The organism is Enterococcus raffinosus, assembly GCF_001886185.1.
GTDB classification, from domain to species: Bacteria; Bacillota; Bacilli; order Lactobacillales; family Enterococcaceae; genus Enterococcus_A; species Enterococcus_A raffinosus.
On the sequence record NZ_JXLA01000053.1, the window covers coordinates 1 to 19,273 of the forward strand.

General features: G+C 40.6%; 21 protein-coding genes. 16 read left to right on the forward strand and 5 right to left on the reverse strand.

Annotated features, from left to right (window positions below):
• The first annotated feature begins 84 nt into the window (after nt 1–84).
• Both RV13_RS18630 and celB read left to right on the forward strand, forming a co-directional pair.
• Nucleotides 85–459, forward strand: coding sequence for a hypothetical protein (locus tag RV13_RS18630; protein WP_249024500.1), 375 nt, complete (start codon nt 85–87; stop codon nt 457–459).
• Between the two features lie 14 nt (nt 460–473).
• Nucleotides 474–1,847 carry a PTS cellobiose transporter subunit IIC gene (celB, locus tag RV13_RS18635; RefSeq protein WP_010747035.1) on the forward strand — a complete coding sequence of 458 codons (1,374 nt, stop codon included), beginning with the start codon at nt 474–476 and terminating at the stop codon, nt 1,845–1,847.
• Between the two features lie 41 nt (nt 1,848–1,888).
• On the opposite strand, the gene RV13_RS18640 is transcribed toward celB, so the two are convergent.
• Together RV13_RS18640 and RV13_RS18645 are read right to left on the reverse strand one after the other, a co-directional pair.
• Nucleotides 1,889–2,323, reverse strand: a complete 435-nt coding sequence (locus tag RV13_RS18640; RefSeq protein ID WP_010747034.1) for an acyl-CoA thioesterase — start codon at nt 2,321–2,323, stop codon at nt 1,889–1,891.
• A gap of 2 nt (nt 2,324–2,325) precedes the next feature.
• Entirely contained in the window at nt 2,326–3,165 is an 840-nt protein-coding gene (locus RV13_RS18645) for an NAD(P)H-hydrate dehydratase (RefSeq protein WP_010747033.1), read from the reverse strand.
• Nucleotides 3,166–3,359: 194 nt separating this feature from the next.
• Here RV13_RS18645 and pepV point away from each other — a divergent pair, with 194 nt between their 5' ends.
• The 3 genes from pepV to RV13_RS18660 all read left to right on the forward strand — a co-directional run bounded on the left by pepV (nt 3,360) and on the right by RV13_RS18660 (nt 6,809).
• Nucleotides 3,360–4,772, forward strand: a complete 1,413-nt coding sequence (pepV, locus tag RV13_RS18650) for a dipeptidase PepV (protein ID WP_010747032.1) — start codon at nt 3,360–3,362, stop codon at nt 4,770–4,772.
• A 132-nt stretch (nt 4,773–4,904) separates the two neighbouring features.
• A complete protein-coding gene (locus RV13_RS18655; protein ID WP_010747031.1) occupies nt 4,905–5,825 on the forward strand; it encodes a nucleoside hydrolase in 921 nt (306 codons plus the stop codon).
• 90 nt (nt 5,826–5,915) lie between these two features.
• The gene (locus RV13_RS18660) at nt 5,916–6,809 is read left to right on the forward strand and encodes an SDR family oxidoreductase (RefSeq protein ID WP_010747030.1); all 894 of its coding nucleotides are present in this window, start codon (nt 5,916–5,918) and stop codon (nt 6,807–6,809) included.
• A 38-nt stretch (nt 6,810–6,847) separates the two neighbouring features.
• Here RV13_RS18660 and RV13_RS18665 read toward each other — a convergent pair whose 3' ends face one another.
• On the reverse strand, nt 6,848–7,183 hold the full coding sequence (locus RV13_RS18665) for a hypothetical protein (RefSeq protein ID WP_010747029.1): 336 nt from the start codon (nt 7,181–7,183) through the stop codon (nt 6,848–6,850).
• 264 nt (nt 7,184–7,447) lie between these two features.
• Between RV13_RS18665 and RV13_RS18670 the strand changes: the two genes are divergently transcribed.
• The 4 genes from RV13_RS18670 (at nt 7,448) to RV13_RS18685 (ending at nt 9,310) form a co-directional block, all read left to right on the forward strand.
• Complete coding sequence (locus tag RV13_RS18670) at nt 7,448–7,765, forward strand: thioredoxin family protein (RefSeq protein ID WP_010747028.1); 318 nt, start codon at nt 7,448–7,450, stop codon at nt 7,763–7,765.
• A gap of 9 nt (nt 7,766–7,774) precedes the next feature.
• Nucleotides 7,775–8,230: a universal stress protein gene (locus RV13_RS18675; RefSeq protein WP_010747027.1), complete on the forward strand. Its 456-nt coding sequence runs from the start codon at nt 7,775–7,777 to the stop codon at nt 8,228–8,230.
• Between the two features lie 112 nt (nt 8,231–8,342).
• Nucleotides 8,343–8,954, forward strand: a complete 612-nt coding sequence (gene ytpR / locus RV13_RS18680; protein ID WP_060789613.1) for a YtpR family tRNA-binding protein — start codon at nt 8,343–8,345, stop codon at nt 8,952–8,954.
• Nucleotides 8,955–9,124: 170 nt separating this feature from the next.
• Nucleotides 9,125–9,310 (forward strand): hypothetical protein, encoded by a 186-nt coding sequence (locus RV13_RS18685; protein ID WP_010747025.1) that lies wholly within the window; start codon nt 9,125–9,127, stop codon nt 9,308–9,310.
• Nucleotides 9,311–9,417: 107 nt separating this feature from the next.
• On the opposite strand, the gene RV13_RS18690 is transcribed toward RV13_RS18685, so the two are convergent.
• Complete coding sequence (locus RV13_RS18690) at nt 9,418–10,716, reverse strand: S1C family serine protease (protein ID WP_010747024.1); 1,299 nt, start codon at nt 10,714–10,716, stop codon at nt 9,418–9,420.
• Nucleotides 10,717–11,175: 459 nt separating this feature from the next.
• Between RV13_RS18690 and rlmH the strand changes: the two genes are divergently transcribed.
• On the forward strand, nt 11,176–11,655 hold the full coding sequence (rlmH, locus tag RV13_RS18695; RefSeq protein WP_010747023.1) for a 23S rRNA (pseudouridine(1915)-N(3))-methyltransferase RlmH: 480 nt from the start codon (nt 11,176–11,178) through the stop codon (nt 11,653–11,655).
• 163 nt (nt 11,656–11,818) lie between these two features.
• Here the strand turns inward: rlmH and RV13_RS18700 are convergent, their stop codons facing one another.
• Nucleotides 11,819–12,844: a LacI family DNA-binding transcriptional regulator gene (locus RV13_RS18700; protein WP_060789612.1), complete on the reverse strand. Its 1,026-nt coding sequence runs from the start codon at nt 12,842–12,844 to the stop codon at nt 11,819–11,821.
• A gap of 159 nt (nt 12,845–13,003) precedes the next feature.
• Here RV13_RS18700 and RV13_RS18705 point away from each other — a divergent pair, with 159 nt between their 5' ends.
• The 6 genes from RV13_RS18705 to RV13_RS18730 form a co-directional block, all read left to right on the forward strand.
• Nucleotides 13,004–14,440 (forward strand): GH32 C-terminal domain-containing protein, encoded by a 1,437-nt coding sequence (locus RV13_RS18705; protein WP_060789611.1) that lies wholly within the window; start codon nt 13,004–13,006, stop codon nt 14,438–14,440.
• Between the two features lie 14 nt (nt 14,441–14,454).
• Nucleotides 14,455–15,735 (forward strand): ABC transporter substrate-binding protein, encoded by a 1,281-nt coding sequence (locus RV13_RS18710; RefSeq protein WP_060789610.1) that lies wholly within the window; start codon nt 14,455–14,457, stop codon nt 15,733–15,735.
• 13 nt (nt 15,736–15,748) lie between these two features.
• Entirely contained in the window at nt 15,749–16,699 is a 951-nt protein-coding gene (locus RV13_RS18715) for a carbohydrate ABC transporter permease (RefSeq protein WP_060789609.1), read from the forward strand.
• Nucleotides 16,699–17,526 carry a carbohydrate ABC transporter permease gene (locus RV13_RS18720; protein ID WP_060789608.1) on the forward strand — a complete coding sequence of 276 codons (828 nt, stop codon included), beginning with the start codon at nt 16,699–16,701 and terminating at the stop codon, nt 17,524–17,526. Before RV13_RS18715 ends, RV13_RS18720 begins: the two co-directional genes overlap by 1 nt.
• 3 nt (nt 17,527–17,529) lie before the next feature.
• Nucleotides 17,530–18,966, forward strand: coding sequence for a glycoside hydrolase family 32 protein (locus tag RV13_RS18725; protein ID WP_060789607.1), 1,437 nt, complete (start codon nt 17,530–17,532; stop codon nt 18,964–18,966).
• Nucleotides 18,967–18,985: 19 nt separating this feature from the next.
• The coding region (locus tag RV13_RS18730; RefSeq protein ID WP_143142304.1) for an ROK family protein at nt 18,986–19,273 on the forward strand (288 nt) is incomplete at its 3' end.

The following is a 19,273-nucleotide window of genomic DNA, read 5'->3' on the forward strand; positions in this document are numbered from 1 at the left end:
AAGGGCTGATAATTATGAAATTAGCTCAGATATTTATTGGCCGGATTTTTCTTTACCAATTTATATTGGTTGCTTTCTTTAGCCATGAGTAAAAGTTTGTGGGCCTTGCTGCCGCTGGGATTAATTGTACTTTCAGTCCCTGCTATTGCAGAACATTTACGTCTGTATGGCTATCCATCTGACGATGTTCGTAATCAACTAAAATGGCATCGCTTTTATCAACGAACGCAACTGGCGGTAAATGGTATTTTGTTACTATCTGTTTTAACTAACTTGGGATTTTCACAAGTCTTCCCATTTTTTACTAATAATACAACGAGCAAAGGATTTGTCAGCTGTATATTGATTGTCGGAATCCTGTTGTCAGGAATTATTTTGAAAAGAATTAACAGCATTTATAGTCAAAAAGATAAACATGCTTCATACATTACAGAATTCAGCAAACTAAATAATAAATAAAGGGTGATTAAAAAATGGACGGATCAAATAATAAAGTATTTGCTTTCTTAGAGAAAAACCTGATGGGCCCGATGGGGAAAATCGCTTCACTTAAAGTAGTACGTGCCATCATGGGCGCTGGGATGGGCGCAATTCCCTTTACGATTGTCGGTTCAATGTTCTTGGTGTTCAATATTTTGCCAATGACTTTCCCGTTTCTAGAAGATATCTTCAATGCGACATTTTTCAAGTTCAGTGATCTTTATATGCTAGCCAACAGTACAACGATGGGGATTTTGGCCTTATACTTCTGTGTTGGTTTAGGGTATGAATACACCAAAATCATCGCGGAAGAAGATGATTTGAACATGGCACCGATCACAGGTGCATTGCTATCAATGTTTGCCTTTTTCCTTTCTATTCCTCAATTAGTGTTAGATAACGGCACAGTGGTTCGTTTGACTGATGCAAAAGAAAATATTATTAACGGTTGGGCAATTGGCGGCGACGGTGTCACACGTTTAGGAACAGTTGGTATCTTTACTGGGATTATTATGGCGGTTATTGCCGTGCAGCTTTATCGTTTGTGTGTATCGAAAAATTGGGTCATCCGCATGCCTGAGCAAGTTCCAGAAGGGGTGTCTAGAGCCTTTACAGCATTGATTCCAGCATTTGTTGTTGCCTTTGTTATTCTAATCATTACAGGCGTATTGGTCTTCTTTAATACAGATATTTTCCAATTGATCGCGATTCCATTCGGCTTCGTTACGAACCTGACCAGCAGCTGGATTGGTGTTATGGTCATCTACTTCTTGATCCATGCATTGTGGATCGTGGGGATTCATGGGGCTAACATCATTTCTTCCTTGATTGCACCGATTACTTTAGGAAACTTGGCGTTGAACGCTGATGGTGCGCATATCCCATTAGCAGGGGAATTCCAAAATGCCTTTGTAACGATTGGTGGATCTGGTGCGACATTAGGTCTATGTATCTTCTTAGTTTACATGGCAAAATCAGAACAATTAAAAGTGTTAGGAAAAGCAGCGATCGTTCCATGCTTGTTCAATATCAATGAACCATTAATCTTTGGTATCCCATTGATCTATAATCCATTTATGGCGATTCCATTTTTCTTAGCTCCGATGGTTTCAGCGTCAATTGCTTATTTTGCAATTCAATTAGAATTGATTCGTCCAGTAATCGCCAATATGCCTTGGCCTTCACCCGTTGGTGTCGGAGCCTTCATCAGTACCGGGGGTGACTGGAAAGCAGCGATTGTCGCAATTATCTGTGCAGTTTCAGCGTTTGTCATTTACTTGCCGTTTGCTCGTGCCTACGACAAGAAATTGGTGGATGAAGAATCAACAGTTAGCGAAGAAGCAGCTGGAGAAAGTATTTCAGCATAATGAAAGTAAAATAGCCGCTGGCAAGTTGCCAACGGCTTTTTTTATGCTTCTTCTTTTGTTGTCTCGTAATATTCTAAAAAAAGTTCGTGCAGGGCAGGATGTGTTTTTCTTAATTGGACTAAACGGTTGGTTTCGTAGGACATGAAGCAATGTTGACTTGTTCCTGTTGTGACCAGCTTGTCTCCATTGTAAACACGATACTCAAAATCTAAGCGTGTACCGGTATATTTCGTTACGACCGGTTTTATTAGAACCTCATCGCCAAAGCGGACCATTTCCTTATACTCACAGCTGACGCCTAGTACAGGGATCATGATACCGTCCGCTTCAATTTTTTCAAAAGGATAGTCCATAAAGGTCAACGCATCTACACGGGCTTCTTCAAACCAGCGAATGTAGTTGGAATGATGGATGATGCCCATCTTATCTGTTTCGTAGTAAAAGGGCTTGCGAGCATAGCCAGGATATTTTTCCATAATTAATTCCTTTCGGTTGCGAATTTTTTCATGTAGCGAGGCAGCGCTTCGCTGATCAAAGTAGGTAAAACTACGTAGTTATCTTTTGCTAAGGTGTCGCCAATCAAACTGTGGAGATAAACGGCTGCGGCAATCGTATCCGTATTTTTTTCAAATTGAGCCAAGAAACCAGTAATCATTCCAGCTAGGGTATCACCGGTTCCGCCAGTTGCCATTCCTGGATTGCCAAGGGGATTTTGATAATAGGCGATTGCTTCATCATAGATGGTTGTTCGGTGACTTTTCAAGACGATTTTAGCTCCTAAAAGGGCTTGTTTCGCACGATTGTTTTCATCCGTTTGATCAACAAATTTGAGGCCGCTAAGGCGTTCCCATTCCGCTAGGTGAGGAGTGAATACTGTTTGTTCAGGTGATTTTAGCGATAAGCTATAGTCACTAAACAGCGTGATGGCGGAACCATCGATCACCAGCCATTGCTGCTCCTGTTGATTTTTCAACACCCACTTTAGCAGTGTCAAGGCTTCCTTTTCAAGACCTAAACCAGGCCCTATTAATATGACGTCTGCTTTTTTCAGTATTTGGTAAATTGTTTTCAGCTCAGAAAAGTCCAGCACCATCGCTTCAGGTAACCGAGTATGAAGCGGGGCGTGATTTTTTTCAGCAGTGATGACCGTGGTCAGTCCGGCACCGCTTTTGATACAGGCTTCGGCACTCATAATGATTGCTCCGCCGTATTGTTGATTTCCGCCAATTAAAGCGACTCGCCCAAAGGTTCCTTTATGAGAAATCTCTGGTCGTTTCGTAATTACTTTATGCAAAATCTCTTCGTTAAGTTGGACCATTTAAGCACCTGCTTTCATTAACTATATAATAGTAGTCATTTTTAATGGAAATAGCTAAGAGAAAATTCACTATGGGTATCATTATAAGGGAAAAAGGAGAGTCTGTCCCCGCATTTCTTAAAGAGTTTTCATTTTTATTCTATGGAATAGAATGCTATCATTATAGTGGTTTTAATTAAAGGAGGAATCTTTCAATGACAATCGATTTTAAAAAAGAAGTCGAAGCACGCAAAGACGATCTATTAGCGGATCTATTCACTTTATTGCGTATTAAAAGTGAACGTGAAGACGACAAAGCAACCAAAGAAGCACCATTCGGACCAGGACCAGTGGAAGCATTAGAAAAAATGCTTGAAATCGCAGAACGCGATGGCTTCACAACAAAAAATGTCGACAACTATGCCGGTCATTTTGATTACGGTGACGGCGATGAAACCTTAGGGATTTTCGGTCACTTAGATGTGGTACCTGCTGGCGACGGTTGGGATTCAGATCCTTACGAACCAGAAATTCGCGATGGTAAATTATATGCTCGTGGTTCAAGTGATGACAAAGGCCCATCAGTTGCGGCTTACTACGCGGTAAAAATTATCAAAGAGTTAGGCTTGCCAATCTCTAAAAAAATCCGTTTTGTCTTCGGTACGGACGAAGAAAGCGGCTGGGGAGATATGGACTACTACTTCGAACACGAAGAAAAACCTGACTTTGGTTTCTCACCAGATGCTTATTTCCCCATCATCAATGGTGAAAAAGGAAATGTCACAATGATTCCACATTTTGACGGAACAAACGGAACTTCTTATGTTTTAGTAAGCTTCGAAGCGGGTCTTCGTGAAAACATGGTTCCCGGCAATGCGGTGGCTGAAGTGAAAGTTGCAGATGCAGACGCTGCTGAAAAATTAGCGAAAGATTTTGCTGATTATGTAGAAAACAACCCAGTCAGCGGAAAAGCAGAAGTATCTGGTTCAACGGTTACTCTACACTTAGACGGAAAAGCAGCTCACGGTGCTAGTCCTCAATTAGGAACAAATGCTGGGACCTTCTTAGCAGTCTTCTTGAATAACTATGAATTCGATAAAGGTGCGAAAGCCTTCATCGAAAACAGCGCAAACGCTATTCATGAAGATGTCTATGGGAAGAAACTAGGCGTTGATTTCAACAATGAAAAAATGGGCGAATTGACTATGAACGCTGGAATCTTCAGCTTCAAAGATGGTCAAGATAACGACAACCATATTACCTTGAATTTCCGTTACCCTAAAGGAACGACAGCGGAAGACATCAAAGCAAAATTAGAAGAACTATTCGGTTCAGACGTGAAGGTGACACAAGGAGGGCATCACATGCTTCCTCACTATGTGCCAGCGGATGATCCATTGGTAGCTACTTTGCTAGATACTTTCGAAGAACATACAGGAATCAAGGGAGAAGAAAAAGTGATCGGCGGCGGTACATTCGGTCGTTTACTAGAACGCGGCGTTGCCTATGGCGCTCAATTCCCTGGTTTTGAAGATACAATGCACCAAGCAAATGAATACATGTCTGTTGAAGATATCTTAAACTCTGCAGTCATTTACGCAGATGCAATCTATCGTTTAGTAAAATAAACTTAGAAGTGAAAGGACCTCGCATTTTTGAATGTGAGGTCTTTTTTGTGGACTCAACTCTGCTAAATTGGCGTAAAAATGAAACCTGTTGTATGATTTTTTGAGAATGTTTTATTAGAAAGAAGGCTGAACATGAATAAAAGATCGATTATTTTGAGTACAGATCCAGGAATTGACGATGCGGTAGCGATTGCGTTGGCACTCTTCAGTGAAGAGCTGGATGTAAAGCTTATTTGTCCAATTTTTGGCAACGTTAGCTTAGAGAATACCAAAGCCAATACAGAAAAGCTGCTGACTCTCTACAAAAAGACCCCACGCGTTGTTTTAGGCAGCTCGCGTCCACTAGTAAGAGAAGCGATCAATGCCAGTGAGATTCATGGAGAATCTGGAATGGACGGATATGTGTTTCCTGAGGCGAAAATTTTTGCAGAGGAGTCTCTGACAGCTGTTGCGGCCATGCATGAGGTGGTGAATAAGGAAGAAAAAACAACATTAGTGGGGATAGGTCCCTTAACGGATATTGCCTTGTTCCTTCACCTTTATCCGCAAGATTTAGTGAAAATTGATCAGATTGTTGTGATGGGCGGCAGCTTAGGACGGGGAAATTATGGCGTGCTGTCTGAGTTTAACTTCGCCGCTGATCCTGAGGCGGCAAGAATCGTCTTCAACAGCGGCGTTCCAATTCAAGTAGCGCCCTTAGAAGTTGGAGACCAAGCGAAGATTATGCCGGAGGTTGCCAATCAAATAAGACATTTTGGCGAAATTGGTGAAATGATTTACCAGCTATTTACAAAATACCGCAGCGGCAGTTTTGATGCGGGGCTAAACATGTATGATGCTTTGGCGATCGCTTTGCTCGTAAAGCCGGAAATCTTTGAGTTGGTAACAACAAGGGTGGAGATCGAAACCTCCCCAACTTTGACTTATGGGGCCTCACTCGTTGATTTGCAAAACTATTTAAATTTACCGACGAATGCAGAAGTGGCTGTTAAAGTTGATCCAAAGGAGTTTGAACAATGGTTTATTGAAGCCTTCGCGAGAACAGCGAAGTAAAAAACGCTTCAATCTCTCTTCTTTCGAGCAAAATATTTTTGCTTTTTGAAAATATCGCGTAGTCTAATAGATAGAAAGTGAGGAGATACGATGAGCGAACCAAACTTAATCGATCCAAGAAGCCTATTTCATGGGAGTAAATTTAAGAAGCAAGATCAAGACACTCCTGCACTGCAAGACGATATGATGCCTAAACCAGATTGTGGGGAGGACAGCTATGTCGGAAACAAGAAATTAGAAAATCGCAGAGTACTGATTACTGGGGGAGACTCTGGTATTGGCCGTGCAGCGGCTATTGCATTTGCAAGAGAAGGGGCGGATGTTGCGATTCATTATTTCCCAGGCGAAGATAGAGATGCAAAGGAAGTTGCAGAATATATCGAAAAAGCTGGGAGAAAAGCACTGTTGTTACCTTATGATTTGCGGGAAGACCATGGACCAAAAGAAATGGTTGAAAAGACAGTCGAAGCCTTTGGCGGATTAGATACGTTAGTCTTAAATGCGGCACAGCAAATTTCACGTGAGTCTATCGAAGAATTACCTGTGAAGCAGGTTGAAGATACCTTCAAGGTAAATATTGTTTCTATGTTTGCCATTGTGCAGGAAGCGTTGCCTCATTTACCGGCAGGCAGTAGTATTGTAACGACAACCTCTGTTCAAGCGTTCAATCCAAGCGATCATTTGATGGATTATGCCGCAACAAAAGCGTCCATTGCGAATTTCACCGTTAGCTTAGCCAGTCAATTAGCAAAAAAAGGAATCCGTGTGAACGGTGTTGCACCGGGTCCAATCTGGACACCATTACAATTGGATCATGGACAGCCAAAAGAGGCGTTGCCTGAATTTGGTCAAGATTCATTGCTAGAGCGAGCAGGACAGCCAGCAGAATTAGCACCAGTATATGTCTTTTTAGCATCAAACGATGCAAGCTATGTAACTTCTCAAATCTATGGTGTAACTGGCGGCGAGCCGATCAACTTATAAAAAATAGCGTATGCCGATGATTTTGGCATACGCTATTTTTATTCACTAATGATACGATCAATACTTAAAACAGCGCCAGTTTTAGCATCTGCTTTAAATTCATACGCAACTAATTGATTGTCTTCGGTGCGGGTAATTCCACCCGAAAGAACATCCATTGTGATGGCGAATTTCTGCATATGCTCGGTATCAAAAGAAATCCAGGAGCCTTCGATCGGTCCTTCCTTTAAAAAGGCAGCTTTGATTTGATCCAAGACTTTATCTGGGGACATTTTTTGTTTATTTCTGTAATAATGGTTCGCGGCAATCCCGGCAGCTAATCCGATTGATGAGCCGATAGCGAGACCTTGGGCGAACTTTTTCGTCTTCTCCATAATATAGATTCCTCCTTAGTTATTAGTGATCGTTTTTTACTCCTATGTGTTAGCCATAATAGAATGGATGATGACACACCCCATTCTGTGTCTCTCTTATTTTACCATTCTTACAAACAAATTTGAAAAAGATACGTCATTATTCTTTTATTAAAGGCGAATTTATTATGGCTGTAAGAAAACAGAGAAAGCGAGTAAGCTTCTTTCTCAAAAACAACGAAAAGTGTATAATCAAGGTAGTAAAAGAAAAAAGGTCGTGACGAAATGATTATCCCTAAAAGTATTGAAGAATTAGCCGACTATGCACAAAAAGGGAAGAATGTCTTCTTCTTTACCGCTGATTGGTGCGGCGATTGCAACTTTATTAAACCTCAGATGCCGGAGATCGAGGCGGAGTTTCCGCAATTTCAATTTATTCAAGTCGATCGTGATGAATTTATTGATGTGGCGGCTGAATGGAACATTTTTGGGATTCCTAGTTTTGTCGTGGTAAATGACGGAGAAGAATTAGGTCGATTGGTCAATAAAAATCGTAAAACCAAAGACGAAATCGCTGGCTTTTTGCAACGAGTAGAAGGGTAGGAGATTGTTATGTTCACACAATCATATCAAAATATTTTAGTTGGGATCGATGGCAGCGATCAAGCGATGGAAGCCTTCAAAAAGGCGTTAGCTGTCGCTAAGCGAAATCAAGGAACGGTGTATGTCGCAAACGTGATCGACCATCAAATTTATACATTCATGAGTTACTCACCCTTGAATGAAAACATCATGGATCAATTAGCCGCAGACGCAAAAGAACTGATCAATCAATGCAAAGCGATTGGAAGAGATTTTGGCTATACTAAGATCGAAGGCATTATCGCTTACGGTTCAGCGAAAGAAGCGATGGCCAAGACCCTGCCAAAAAAATATGACATCGATTTAGTCATGGTGGGACAATCAGGATTAAACGCAGTAGAACGTTTTATGACTGGCAGTGTTGCTAGCTATGTAATCAAGGAAGCTTTGTGTGATGTCCTAATCGTGCATCCAAGTGCGAAATAAAAGGCTGGCTCGTCCAGCTTTTTATTTGGAAAAAAATTGATGAAAAAAATCTCATGCAAAAGCCCCATTAGATTTGTTAAGATACGAGAGGACTACGACTGGAGGTAAAAACGTGATTTTTGCGTATAATAAACAAAACGTCGGTGATACTTTAATGGTCATCGTCAAAAATGATGAAAATAAGGAAAATTCAGTAGAACGAAAAGGAGCCGCTGCTCGCGTTCAAACGACTGACGGTACAACGGTCGCATGGAACTTTTTCCATGTTTCTGAGTACCTAACGATCCATGGCAATGGACAAATAGAACTAACAGAAAAAGAGATAGATGTACTAAATGAGCAGTTGAAACTCGCTGGCTTTGAAGAACGTCTAGTTGCGGACCTTTCACCCAAATTTGTGGTGGGCTACGTAAAAAGCTGTGTTGATCATCCTGATTCTGATCATTTACACATTACTGAAACAGAGATCGATGGCGGTGAAACCTTGCAAATCGTCTGCGGAGCACCCAATATCGAAGCAGGGCAAAAAGTCGTTGTAGCTAAACCTGGTGCCATGATGCCGGATGGACAGATTATTTGGCCAGGTAGCTTACGCGGTGTAGAAAGCTTTGGGATGATTTGTTCAGCTAAAGAATTACATCTACCAAATGCGCCAGAAAAAAGAGGCATCCTAGTCTTAGAAGAAGATGCGAAAACCGGCGAAAAATTTGAAGTAGGCAAATAAAAAACTCCGTTGAGATTTTCTCAACGGAATTTTTTTGTCTTGAGCTCTTCGAAATAAAGTTATTTAGGACGCTCTTCTTACCATTTAGGAAATAATACTCCTTTTAGTCATGCAAAATGATAAATTAAAAAAAATAATTTACTATTTTTATACGAAGGAGGTAGGGAATCTTGCTTTTATTTTTACTTGTTCTTTCGATTATTAGTCTGATCATATCCCTAATGCTGAACGCCAAACTAAAAAAATTGGCTTTAGGAAGTGCCTTTCATCTTATGGTTTTGGTTCAAGGCGGCAGTATTGGTGCGACCATAGGGATTTTAGTTGTCTTATTGATTAAAGGAAGAACAATTGGATAGTGGACTAAGGAAAAAATAGACGATCCAGAGGAAAAATTCCTCTGGATTTTTTTATGGAAAACAAAAAGCCGTCTCTATTCACTATCGAATAGAGACGGTTAAAGTTCTTATTGGTTCCCTTGTTGTGAGTTTGATTTCAATGAATTCGAATCAATGCTCAATTTTACTGAAACTGTATTTTTCTTATCTTGACGATAGTAGGTGATTTTCACTGTATCGCCGACTTTATGTTTGTACAATTCAGATTGCAGTTCGACACCTGATGAAACATCGGTATCATCGATTTTTGTGATGACATCATACTTCTTCAAGCCTGCCTGATCCGCTGGTGTAGATGATTGTACGCTTCCCACCACGACTCCTTGAGTAACAGAACTTGGTACCTTAACAATCTCACTTACTTGTTCAGTCGAAAGATCAGATAGGCTAGCCATCGTAATGCCTAGAGCTGGGCGAATTACTTTCCCATCTTTTTCAAGCTGGTTAATAACGTTCACTACATCATTACTTGGAATAGCAAAGCCGATTCCTTCCACACTGACATTTGACTCTGTCTGAACGATCTTACTAGAGTTGATACCCACTACTTGACCAGCCATGTTGACTAACGGACCGCCAGAGTTACCAGGGTTAATAGCTGCATCTGTTTGGATTGCATTGATGTTGACGGTTTGCCCTTCATCATTTTGGTTGACTACTTGACGATTCAAGGAAGAAATAATCCCTGAAGTCACTGAGTTAGCGTACTGTGAGCCTAGTGGAGAACCTAACGCGATTGCTGGTTCACCAACCTTTAAGCTGCTAGAATCACCAAAAGTTGCGGGTTTGATGTTAGCGACTTTGTCTGATTCAACCTTTAAAACAGCCAAGTCAGTATAGGAATCCGTACCGACTAAGGTTGCCTTCACTTTTGAACCATCCTTTAACAATACTTCCAAGCCATCTTGTTTTTCCACAACGTGATTATTTGTAACGATGTAGGCGGTATTGCCCTCCAACTTGTAGATGACACCGGAACCTTCAGAAGCTTCTTCCAGTTGTCCACTATCATCTTGCGACTGCTGATCATCATTTCTATTACCGAATATATCAGAGAAGCCGCCTAAGCCGCTTTGTGATTGTTGCTTCTGCAAATTAATAACAGAAACAACCGCGTCTTGCACCTTGCTGGCTGCTTCGGTAATATCAGAGTTTACATCAACCTTCATGTTACTGACCTTCGTGTTACCCGCACTAGGCGAGCCGCTGGCGTTTTGATTACTTGGAGATAGTAACGAACCGCTCGCTACGTAAAAGATTCCTATTGTTAAGACAGCGCCAAGTACACCGCCTAATAAACTAATCCCAAACCGTCTAAAAAAACCGGGTGACTTTTTGGGTGTTGGGGTAATGTCTTTTCTTATCATAATTTCCTCCACCTCTACTATGATTTACGTTATATTGAGTATAGTATTTTTTTGTAAGTTAAGTCTACTACACTGATTTGATTTTTTTATGAAAAAGATTCGGAGGAAAATGTAGATAAATGATAAAAAAACTTCTTTTCCACATAGCTAGTGGAAAACTAAGGAAAAAGTTTGTTAATTGTTTGAAGTTTTTTATCCACAAAATTGTGGATAAAGGGGATAACTCGGTGGAAAACATATGTTTGTATATAGGAATACCTGTAAAAAGGGAATAAATCAGCCACAACCTGTGGATAAACCTGTGATTAGTGTGCATAACTTCGTGGAAAAAGTCCCATATACAGATTTTTAGCTAATTGAATTGGTGGAAAAGTAAAATTTCGACAAGGAGTCCACATTAGATGAAAGCAACTTTTTAGATAAAAATTAACTCTTTAAAACAAAAAAAGGTGGAAAAACATGAATATCAAAATTATTTCTGTGGGAAAACTAAAAGAAAAATATCTGGTGCAAGGAATCAACGAGTACACAAAACGCCTATCAAAATATTGCAAAATCACACTCATTGAAGTTCCCGATGAAAAAGCACCCGAAAAGCTAAGCGAAGCCGAAATGATTCAAGTCAAAGAAAAAGAAGGCGAGCGCATCCTCGCTAAAATCAAAGAACAAGAATACGTCTTTGCACTAGCCATCAATGGTAAAAATCCTAGCAGCGAAGATTTCGCCGCTACACTAGATAAACTACAAACCAGCGGCAAAAGCCAGTTCGTCTTCGTCATAGGCGGCTCCCTTGGACTCAGCGACCAAGTCTTAAAATGCAGCAACACCCAAATCTCTTTCGGCAAAATGACTTATCCTCATCAGTTGATGCGCCTGATTCTAGTAGAGCAGATTTATCGGGCATTTAGGATCAATGCAGGGGAGCCGTATCATAAGTGATGATATTTTTTGTCAACTTTGTTGGTGTATAAGAATTTCATGATCTGATTAAGTGTGAGTATAGAAAAATGCAACTAATTTATTCTTTACGAATAGTATAGTTGCATTTCTAAATATATAAGTAAAATTCATTCATAAGATATAGACTAGTTCATATTACTTTTTATAAACTAGTAGACTCCCTAAGGATCAGCTTCGTAGAATATTTTGAGATCGAATAGGGAATGTCAGGTTCGATCAAGCGGTCCATAATAAGATGCGCAGCTTTTCTGCCCAAATAGATTTTCGGCGTGTCGATGGTGGTCAATCCTGGCAAAATTCGCTCGGAGTTAGGGATATTATCAAACCCGATCACGTTGATATCGTCCGGTATTCTATACCCCAGTGCCTGCAGGGCGTAAATCAATTGGATCGCTAGCCAGTCATTTCCGCACAAGAAGACATCAGGCATTTTTTTCATGGAATTGAGCAATTCTTTGATTTTCTCAAAATTCTCAAAAATAGTATCTGTGTCCTTGAGAATCGAAGCGTGACTGTCGATTTCCAGTTCATGCTTTTTCAGCGTATTGAAAAAGGCATAGTAACGCTCCATAAATCCAAGTCCCGTATTTGGTGAATACAAGTCTCCAATAAAGGCAAAATCAGAATAGCCTTTTCTGATAAGTAATTCTGTAATTTTTTCCACATTGGAATGATTTTCCATCATGACAATGTCACACTTCCCAATCAAAAAATTGGGATTTTTGGGTGCATCTACTGTGACGATTGGAAGATTGGTCTCCAATAATTTTTCCCAGACCGGTCGGAAATTCATTTCGACAACAATGATTCCTTTCGTATTAGAACTGTAGACCGCTTCAGGCAATCTTCCCTCAGCAATATCCTCTTTCGATAATGTTGCGATCGTCAACTGGTAATTCGTCTCGGAAAGGACCATTTCGATCCCCGTCAAAACATTGCTCCAAAATTGAGAATCATTCGCATGACTGATATTCAGAAACAAGATATTTCCTTGATCAATCTTATATTCTGTCCGTTCTTCTTTTGTAAAATATCCCATCGATTCTGCTTTTCTTATAATGTTTTCTATTGTTCGTTGAGATACTTGAGGATCGTTCTTAAGCGCTTTCGAAACAGTATTCCTTGAGTACCCTGTTTCTTTAGCAATATCATTGATCGTACATTTCATTTTTCACCCTCCCAAGTGCAGTATAACCACTAGATGCACATAAAAGCAATAATAATTTGCACGAAAATGCACAAAAAAGTAAAAAAAACTTGTGATTAAGCGCTACCAAAATTATTCTAAGGGTGTTAAATGATTAATTAAGTTTAGGAGAGATGCTGAATGAGTTTATTTTATCGGCCTGAGAATGCATGGGTAGGCGATTTGATCCCGTATTATGAAGATGGAACTTTCTATGCATATTATTTGCATGATCCAAGAATCATCGAGGGCAAATATGCAGAAGAAACAACGTGGCACTTGGCTACAACCAAAGATTTTGTCCACGTTAACTATCAGGGAGAAGCAATCAAACGTGGAACGAAGGAATCCTACAACCTCAATAATTACACAGGTTCAATCATTAAAGACGCTCAAGGCAAGTATCATGCTTTTTATACTGCTTTTAATGAGAACAAACCTTTTGTAAATGGAAAGAGCGTCCAGTTAGTCATGAAAGCGGTCGGCGAAAGCTTGTACGAGCTCGAGACAGATCCGAATTTTCTATTTCCATCTGACGGGAAGATATATGAAGAGTTTGACTGGCGTGATCCTTTTGTTTTTTGGGTAGAGGAAGAGCAGTGTTACTTCATGTTGTTGGCATCTAGACGACAAGGAGCGGGAGATCTGAGAGGCGGGTGCATTTCATTGTCGAAGTCTAAAGATTTGAAGACTTGGGAATACTGTGAGCCTTTTTATGATCCAAAAATGTACATCACGATGGAGTGTCCAGAGGTCTTTAAGATGGGGGATTACTGGTATTTAGTATTTTCAACATTTTCAGACCGCTTTACGACACATTACCGTTATGCAAAAAGTTTAGAAGGACCGTGGATCATTCCAGAAGACGATGTGTTTGATACACGCGCCAACTATGCAATCAAAACAGCTTCAGATGGAGAAAGAAGAGTTGCTTTTGGATGGGTTGCGACGAAAGAAGGAGAGACGGACTTTGGTCCATGGGACTGGGGGGGAACGATGATTTTCCATGAATTGATCCAAAATCCTCAAACTGGTGAACTGAAGGCTGTGATGATTGATACAGTTGGTGAATTCTTTAAAGAAAAATCGGAGATATCCGCACCAGTCTTTTATAATGATCATAGTAATGATAAAAACAAGGTCGCAAGTGACACATTAGGAGCCATGCTGTTCGATAGTCCATCCGACACCTTTTCAGTGACAGTGGACTTTGAAATTTTGAAGGCAAAAGAGTTTGGGATTGCCCTTCATGTGGATGAAGGAATGGAAACGGGGTATTTCTTACGGATGCTACCAGAGCAAAATTTAATTGCGTGGGATCTCTGGCCAAGAGCTGAAAAAGGCGAGTATCAGTGGCAGATCAAAGGAGATATCCCCTATCAAGTGGAGACAAGCAGGCTTCTGCCAAAAGCCTCACACTATCATGTACGATTGTTGCGAGAAGGAAGCATGTGTGTAGTATATGTTAACGATGAAATTGCTCTATCGACGAGACTTTATAATCACAGCGGTAAAAAAATCGGGCTATACGTGGTTCAAGGAGAAGTAGCGTTACATGAGATAGAGATAAAAGAATAGGAGTTGTTTCTTCCATGATAAGAAAAGTTGGAGTTTTGGTTAGTCTTTTAGGCGTTCTTTTTATGGTAACAGCCTGCGGAGAGAAAAAAGAAGATGCCTCCACTACGACGGTCAAATGGTTGACTTCAAGACCAGTCGGCGGGGCAATCGATGAGACCATGCGAGAAATCGCCGATCAATACAGTAAGGAAAAAGGCGGGAAATGGAAAATTGATTTTGAAACCACGGCGGATAGACCTTCGTATTTACAGAAATTAAAAACATTGGTTGCCGGCAACAACATGCCGGATATCATTGACACTGATCCAGATCTTTATGCAAAAGAACTCGTTAAAGCAGGAAAGCTCGTAGACATGAAAAAATTTCTGCAAAAGAACGACTACTATCAGAACTTTTATCCGACAGCATTGAAGTATCAAGAATTTGCAGACGGGTCGATGTATACACTTCCTCTGGAATACCATGTCGAGATGATTTGGTACAACAAAAAATTATTTTCTCAACACGGGATTGATGTTCCGAAAACCTTTGATCAATGGTTAGCAGCATGTGAAAAATTAAAAAAAGCAGGTGTGACGCCGATCTCCGTTGATGGGATCGATCGCTGGCCGGTCCAACGCTACTTGGCAATGCCAGCTTTCAGACAAACGGGAAATCAATTCATTGAGAATCTGAGTCAAGGCAAAGAAAAAATGTCTAGTCAAACAGGTGTTGATTCGGTCAAGTTCGTAAAAGAGATCGGACAATATTTCAACGAAGGTTTTTCTGCTACAGATTACGCGACAGCGCAATCGATGTTTTTAGATGGAAAATCAGCGATGTATTACATCGGTGACTGGGAGATCGGTGCTATGCAGGAGAAATATGATGCAGGAGAAGTTGATTATTTCTATATGCCGACAACGAAGGATAGTGTAACAGCTGCCAACGAATTTTGTGTAAATTCTGGGATCGGCATGGCCTTCAACGCGGAAACTTTCGATGAAAAGACGAAGGAATTTCTCTTATACGTGCTGGATCATTATGCGGATATTTACACGAAAAAAATGCAGATGTCTCCAATTAAAACGGAGTTGCCAAAAGATGTCGATTATTCAAGTTTATATTTGAGAATCCGAAAAGATATGGATAATACCGGAGAGCAATTTATGAAGCCATGGGATACCTATCTGGATTCTTCAACGAATACGATCGTCCAAGACAACTTGCTGCTTGTGGGTTCGGGGGACATGAAAATTCAAGATTTTGTGAAAATGATAGATGACTCGATCAAAGTGAATGTTGTAGATCAATAAAGGAGGGGAAAATATGGGTGTTTTACGTGATAAGAAGGCATTTTTCGTTTTTCTAATGCCTGGACTGCTATTCTATCTGCTCTCTGTTTTTTATCCAATCACGGAGTCGCTCCGTTTAAGTTTTATCAAATGGAACGGAATCACTCCACAACAGTTTGTTGGCTTGGAAAATTACAAGCGGCTCTTTCAAGACCCGGTATTTTATAAAGCATTAATCAATAATTTGATTTATTTAGTGATCGTTGTCATTATTCAATTGTCGATTGGTTTACTATTTGCGGTGTTATTGACCTACTTGAAAAAGCGGGCGAATTTAGTCAAGACGCTTTATTATGTTCCGTGTATCGTTACGACAGTAGCTATCGCTCAGCTGTTCAGAAGTATTTATTCAACACAGCCAGAAGGGCTGCTGAACCAAATGTTATCGGCAGTAGGTTTGGGTGGTGTGGCAACTTCATGGTTAACGAATTTGAATACGGTGTTAGGTGCCGTCTCGATTCCAGAAGGTTGGCGCTTCATCGGAATGTACATGGTCATCTTTTATGCAGCGCTCGTTTCATTAGACGAATCGGTCTACGAAGCAGCGAAAATCGATGGCGCAACAGAACTGCAGATCCTTTTCAAAATCAAGATTCCTATGATCAAGGACATTCTGCTACTCACCTTCACGATGTGTTTGACGGGTGCGTTGAGAGGCTTCGACATTCCTTACCTGCTGACAAACGGCGGTCCGGGGAATGCAAGCGAATTAATGTCCACATACATGTATAAACAGGCCTTTACCAATAATCAATACGGATATGGGAGTGCCTTGGCTGTTTTCATCATTATAGAAAGTGTCTTAATCATCTTCATTTTGAGAAAAATATTTGAAAATTATGATGTGAAAGCACAAAAAAAGGCAGCGAAGCAAGCGCTAGCGTTAAGCAAACGCAAAAGTAACAAGGAAGGCGGTGTGGTGTAATGAAAGAGAAAGCAATAAAGTATTTGTTTGTCCTTTTATTGGTCATCTTTTTGATCATACAAATTTATCCTGTGATTTGGCTATTTATTGCAAGTCTGAAAGACTCTGTAGAACTATCGACGACGCCATTCTCACTGCCGAAAGCTGTGACATTCGAGAATTATAAAAATGTGCTGGGCGATGGCGTCATTGGTGGCTATATGTGGAATAGTTTGAAGATCACCCTGATCTCGCTGGTATTGATACTAGTATTAAGTGCCACGATCGGCTTCGCGTTATCCAAATTTCGTTATAAACACAGTAAGAAAATCTATTCGTTCTTCATGTTCGGCATCATGGTACCTGTTCAAATCACACTGATTCCATTGTTCATTTTTTATAGCAAAATCGGGATCTTAAACACTAGTATGGCGATGGTCCTGCCGCAAGTAGGCTTTGCATTGCCACTATCCGTCATGATGTTTGTCAACTTCTACAATTTTGTTCCTGATGAACTGATCGAAGCGGGAATCGTTGACGGCTGTTCACCGTATCGGGTCTTTTTACAGATCGTCGCACCGTTGGCTAGAAATACAATGATCACTATCGCTTCAATGTACAGCATTTTGATTTGGAACGACTTCATATTTGCCAATACATTTATCAGCGATTCTTCTGCCAAAACCATCACCATGGGCTTAAAAGATTATGTGGGAGCGTTTGGAAATGTGGATTGGGGCGCGACCTATGCGGCGATATCGATCGCCATCTTGCCGCCAATACTGATCTACTTCTCGCTGAATAAATGGGTGACTTCGGGCATGACCGCTGGCGCAACGAAAGGATAGCCTATGAAGAACGAAGCAAATCAATATATCGAAAAATATCGGGCTTTAGCCGCAAAAAGCTCCAAACAGCCTATCCTTCACTTTACACCGTCGTTAGGATGGATGAATGATCCAAATGGATTGATCTTCTTCAAAGGAGAATATCATTTATTTTATCAATACCATCCATACCAAACAAAATGGCACCAAATGTATTGGGGGCACGCGGTAAGCAGCGATCTGATTACCTGGCAGGAACTGCCGATTGCTTTGGCACCTTCTGAAGAGTATGAGAATAGTCCAGATGGCGGCTGTTTTTCAGGAACAGCGCTAGAACATGAAGGGACGCTTTATCTATTTTATACAGCCGTCGCGAAAAATGCAGCAGGGCAACTGATACAAAAGCAATGTGTCGCAATGAGCGAAGACGGTCGTCACTATTCAAAATACGAGAACAACCCCATTATTCATATTGATCATCTTGGGAAAGAGAATCCTCATTTTAGAGATCCTAAAGTCTGGCAAAAAGGTTCTACCTTTTACATGCTTGTAGGCGTAAGTCAAGACAACGTTGGAAAATTGCTTATGTACCGATCGGAGAATCTTTTAGGTTGGACAGAGATGGGGGTAGCCTTTGAAGAACCTAATGCTTGGATGCTGGAATGTCCAGATTTTTACGAATTAGATGGCAAGGAAGTATTGACCTTTTCACCAGTAGGAATAAAAGGCGAGTATTCGACCTATCTAATCGGTCATATGGATTACGAAAAGGGGCAATTCCAATTGGAATCCAGAGGTATTCTTGATTATGGCGTTGATTTTTATGCGCCTCAGACCTTTTTAACGCCCGAGGGTGAACGATATGTCATCGGTTGGCAAAACGGTTGGGAATGGATGGATGAGTGGAATGGCTTCGGTGAATTAACAGAGAATAGCTGGTGTGGCGCGATGAGCATACCAAGAAAAATTAAGCTAAAAGACAATCGGCTGCAGTCTGTATTGCCGAATAAAATTTCAACATTGAAAGCGGCAAAGACATTTATTTATGATACACAATCTAACGGATATCAAAAGCCTGTTTCGACTATTCAGGAACCTACGATTATTGAGCTGTCGCTGGGACCGGGGATAGCACCGATCAAACTGATGTTTAAAGATAAAAAAAGTGAGAGTGAAGACATATTCATCATTGACGAGCAGCTGCACTACTATTCAACTGGAAATCCCTTAGGAAGAAAGACGTTAACGATGCCGCTTTCTAATAGGAGTAAAACACTTAAGATCCTGCTTGATCTATATGCAATTGAAGTTTTTGATGAAGAAGAAGGAACCGTCCTAAGCGTGAACAGCTTTTTCAAAGGAACGTTAAATCGAGACTTTTCTTTCAGCTGTAGCGGAAAGGAACGGCTCAAGCAGGTAGTAGTGACGGAATTAAGTGCGAAACAATTGATCAAGAGATAAGCGAAGGGGTAGATGAACGATGTTTGGAAGTATCGAAGCAGGAGGAACAAAATTCGTCTGTGCAATAGCTACGGATGAATTAGAAATCGTGAAGCGGGAAAGCTTTCCTACCACGACACCTGAAGAAACCATGAAGGATGTTCTCGAATTTTTTTCGCCATATAAAGAATCATTGAAGGGAATAGGAATCGGTTCATTCGGACCCATTGATATTCAATATGAATCACCAACCTATGGCTACATCACTTCTACGCCAAAATTGGGCTGGCAACAGTTTGATTTAATGACTTTAGTCAGTTTCGTTCGC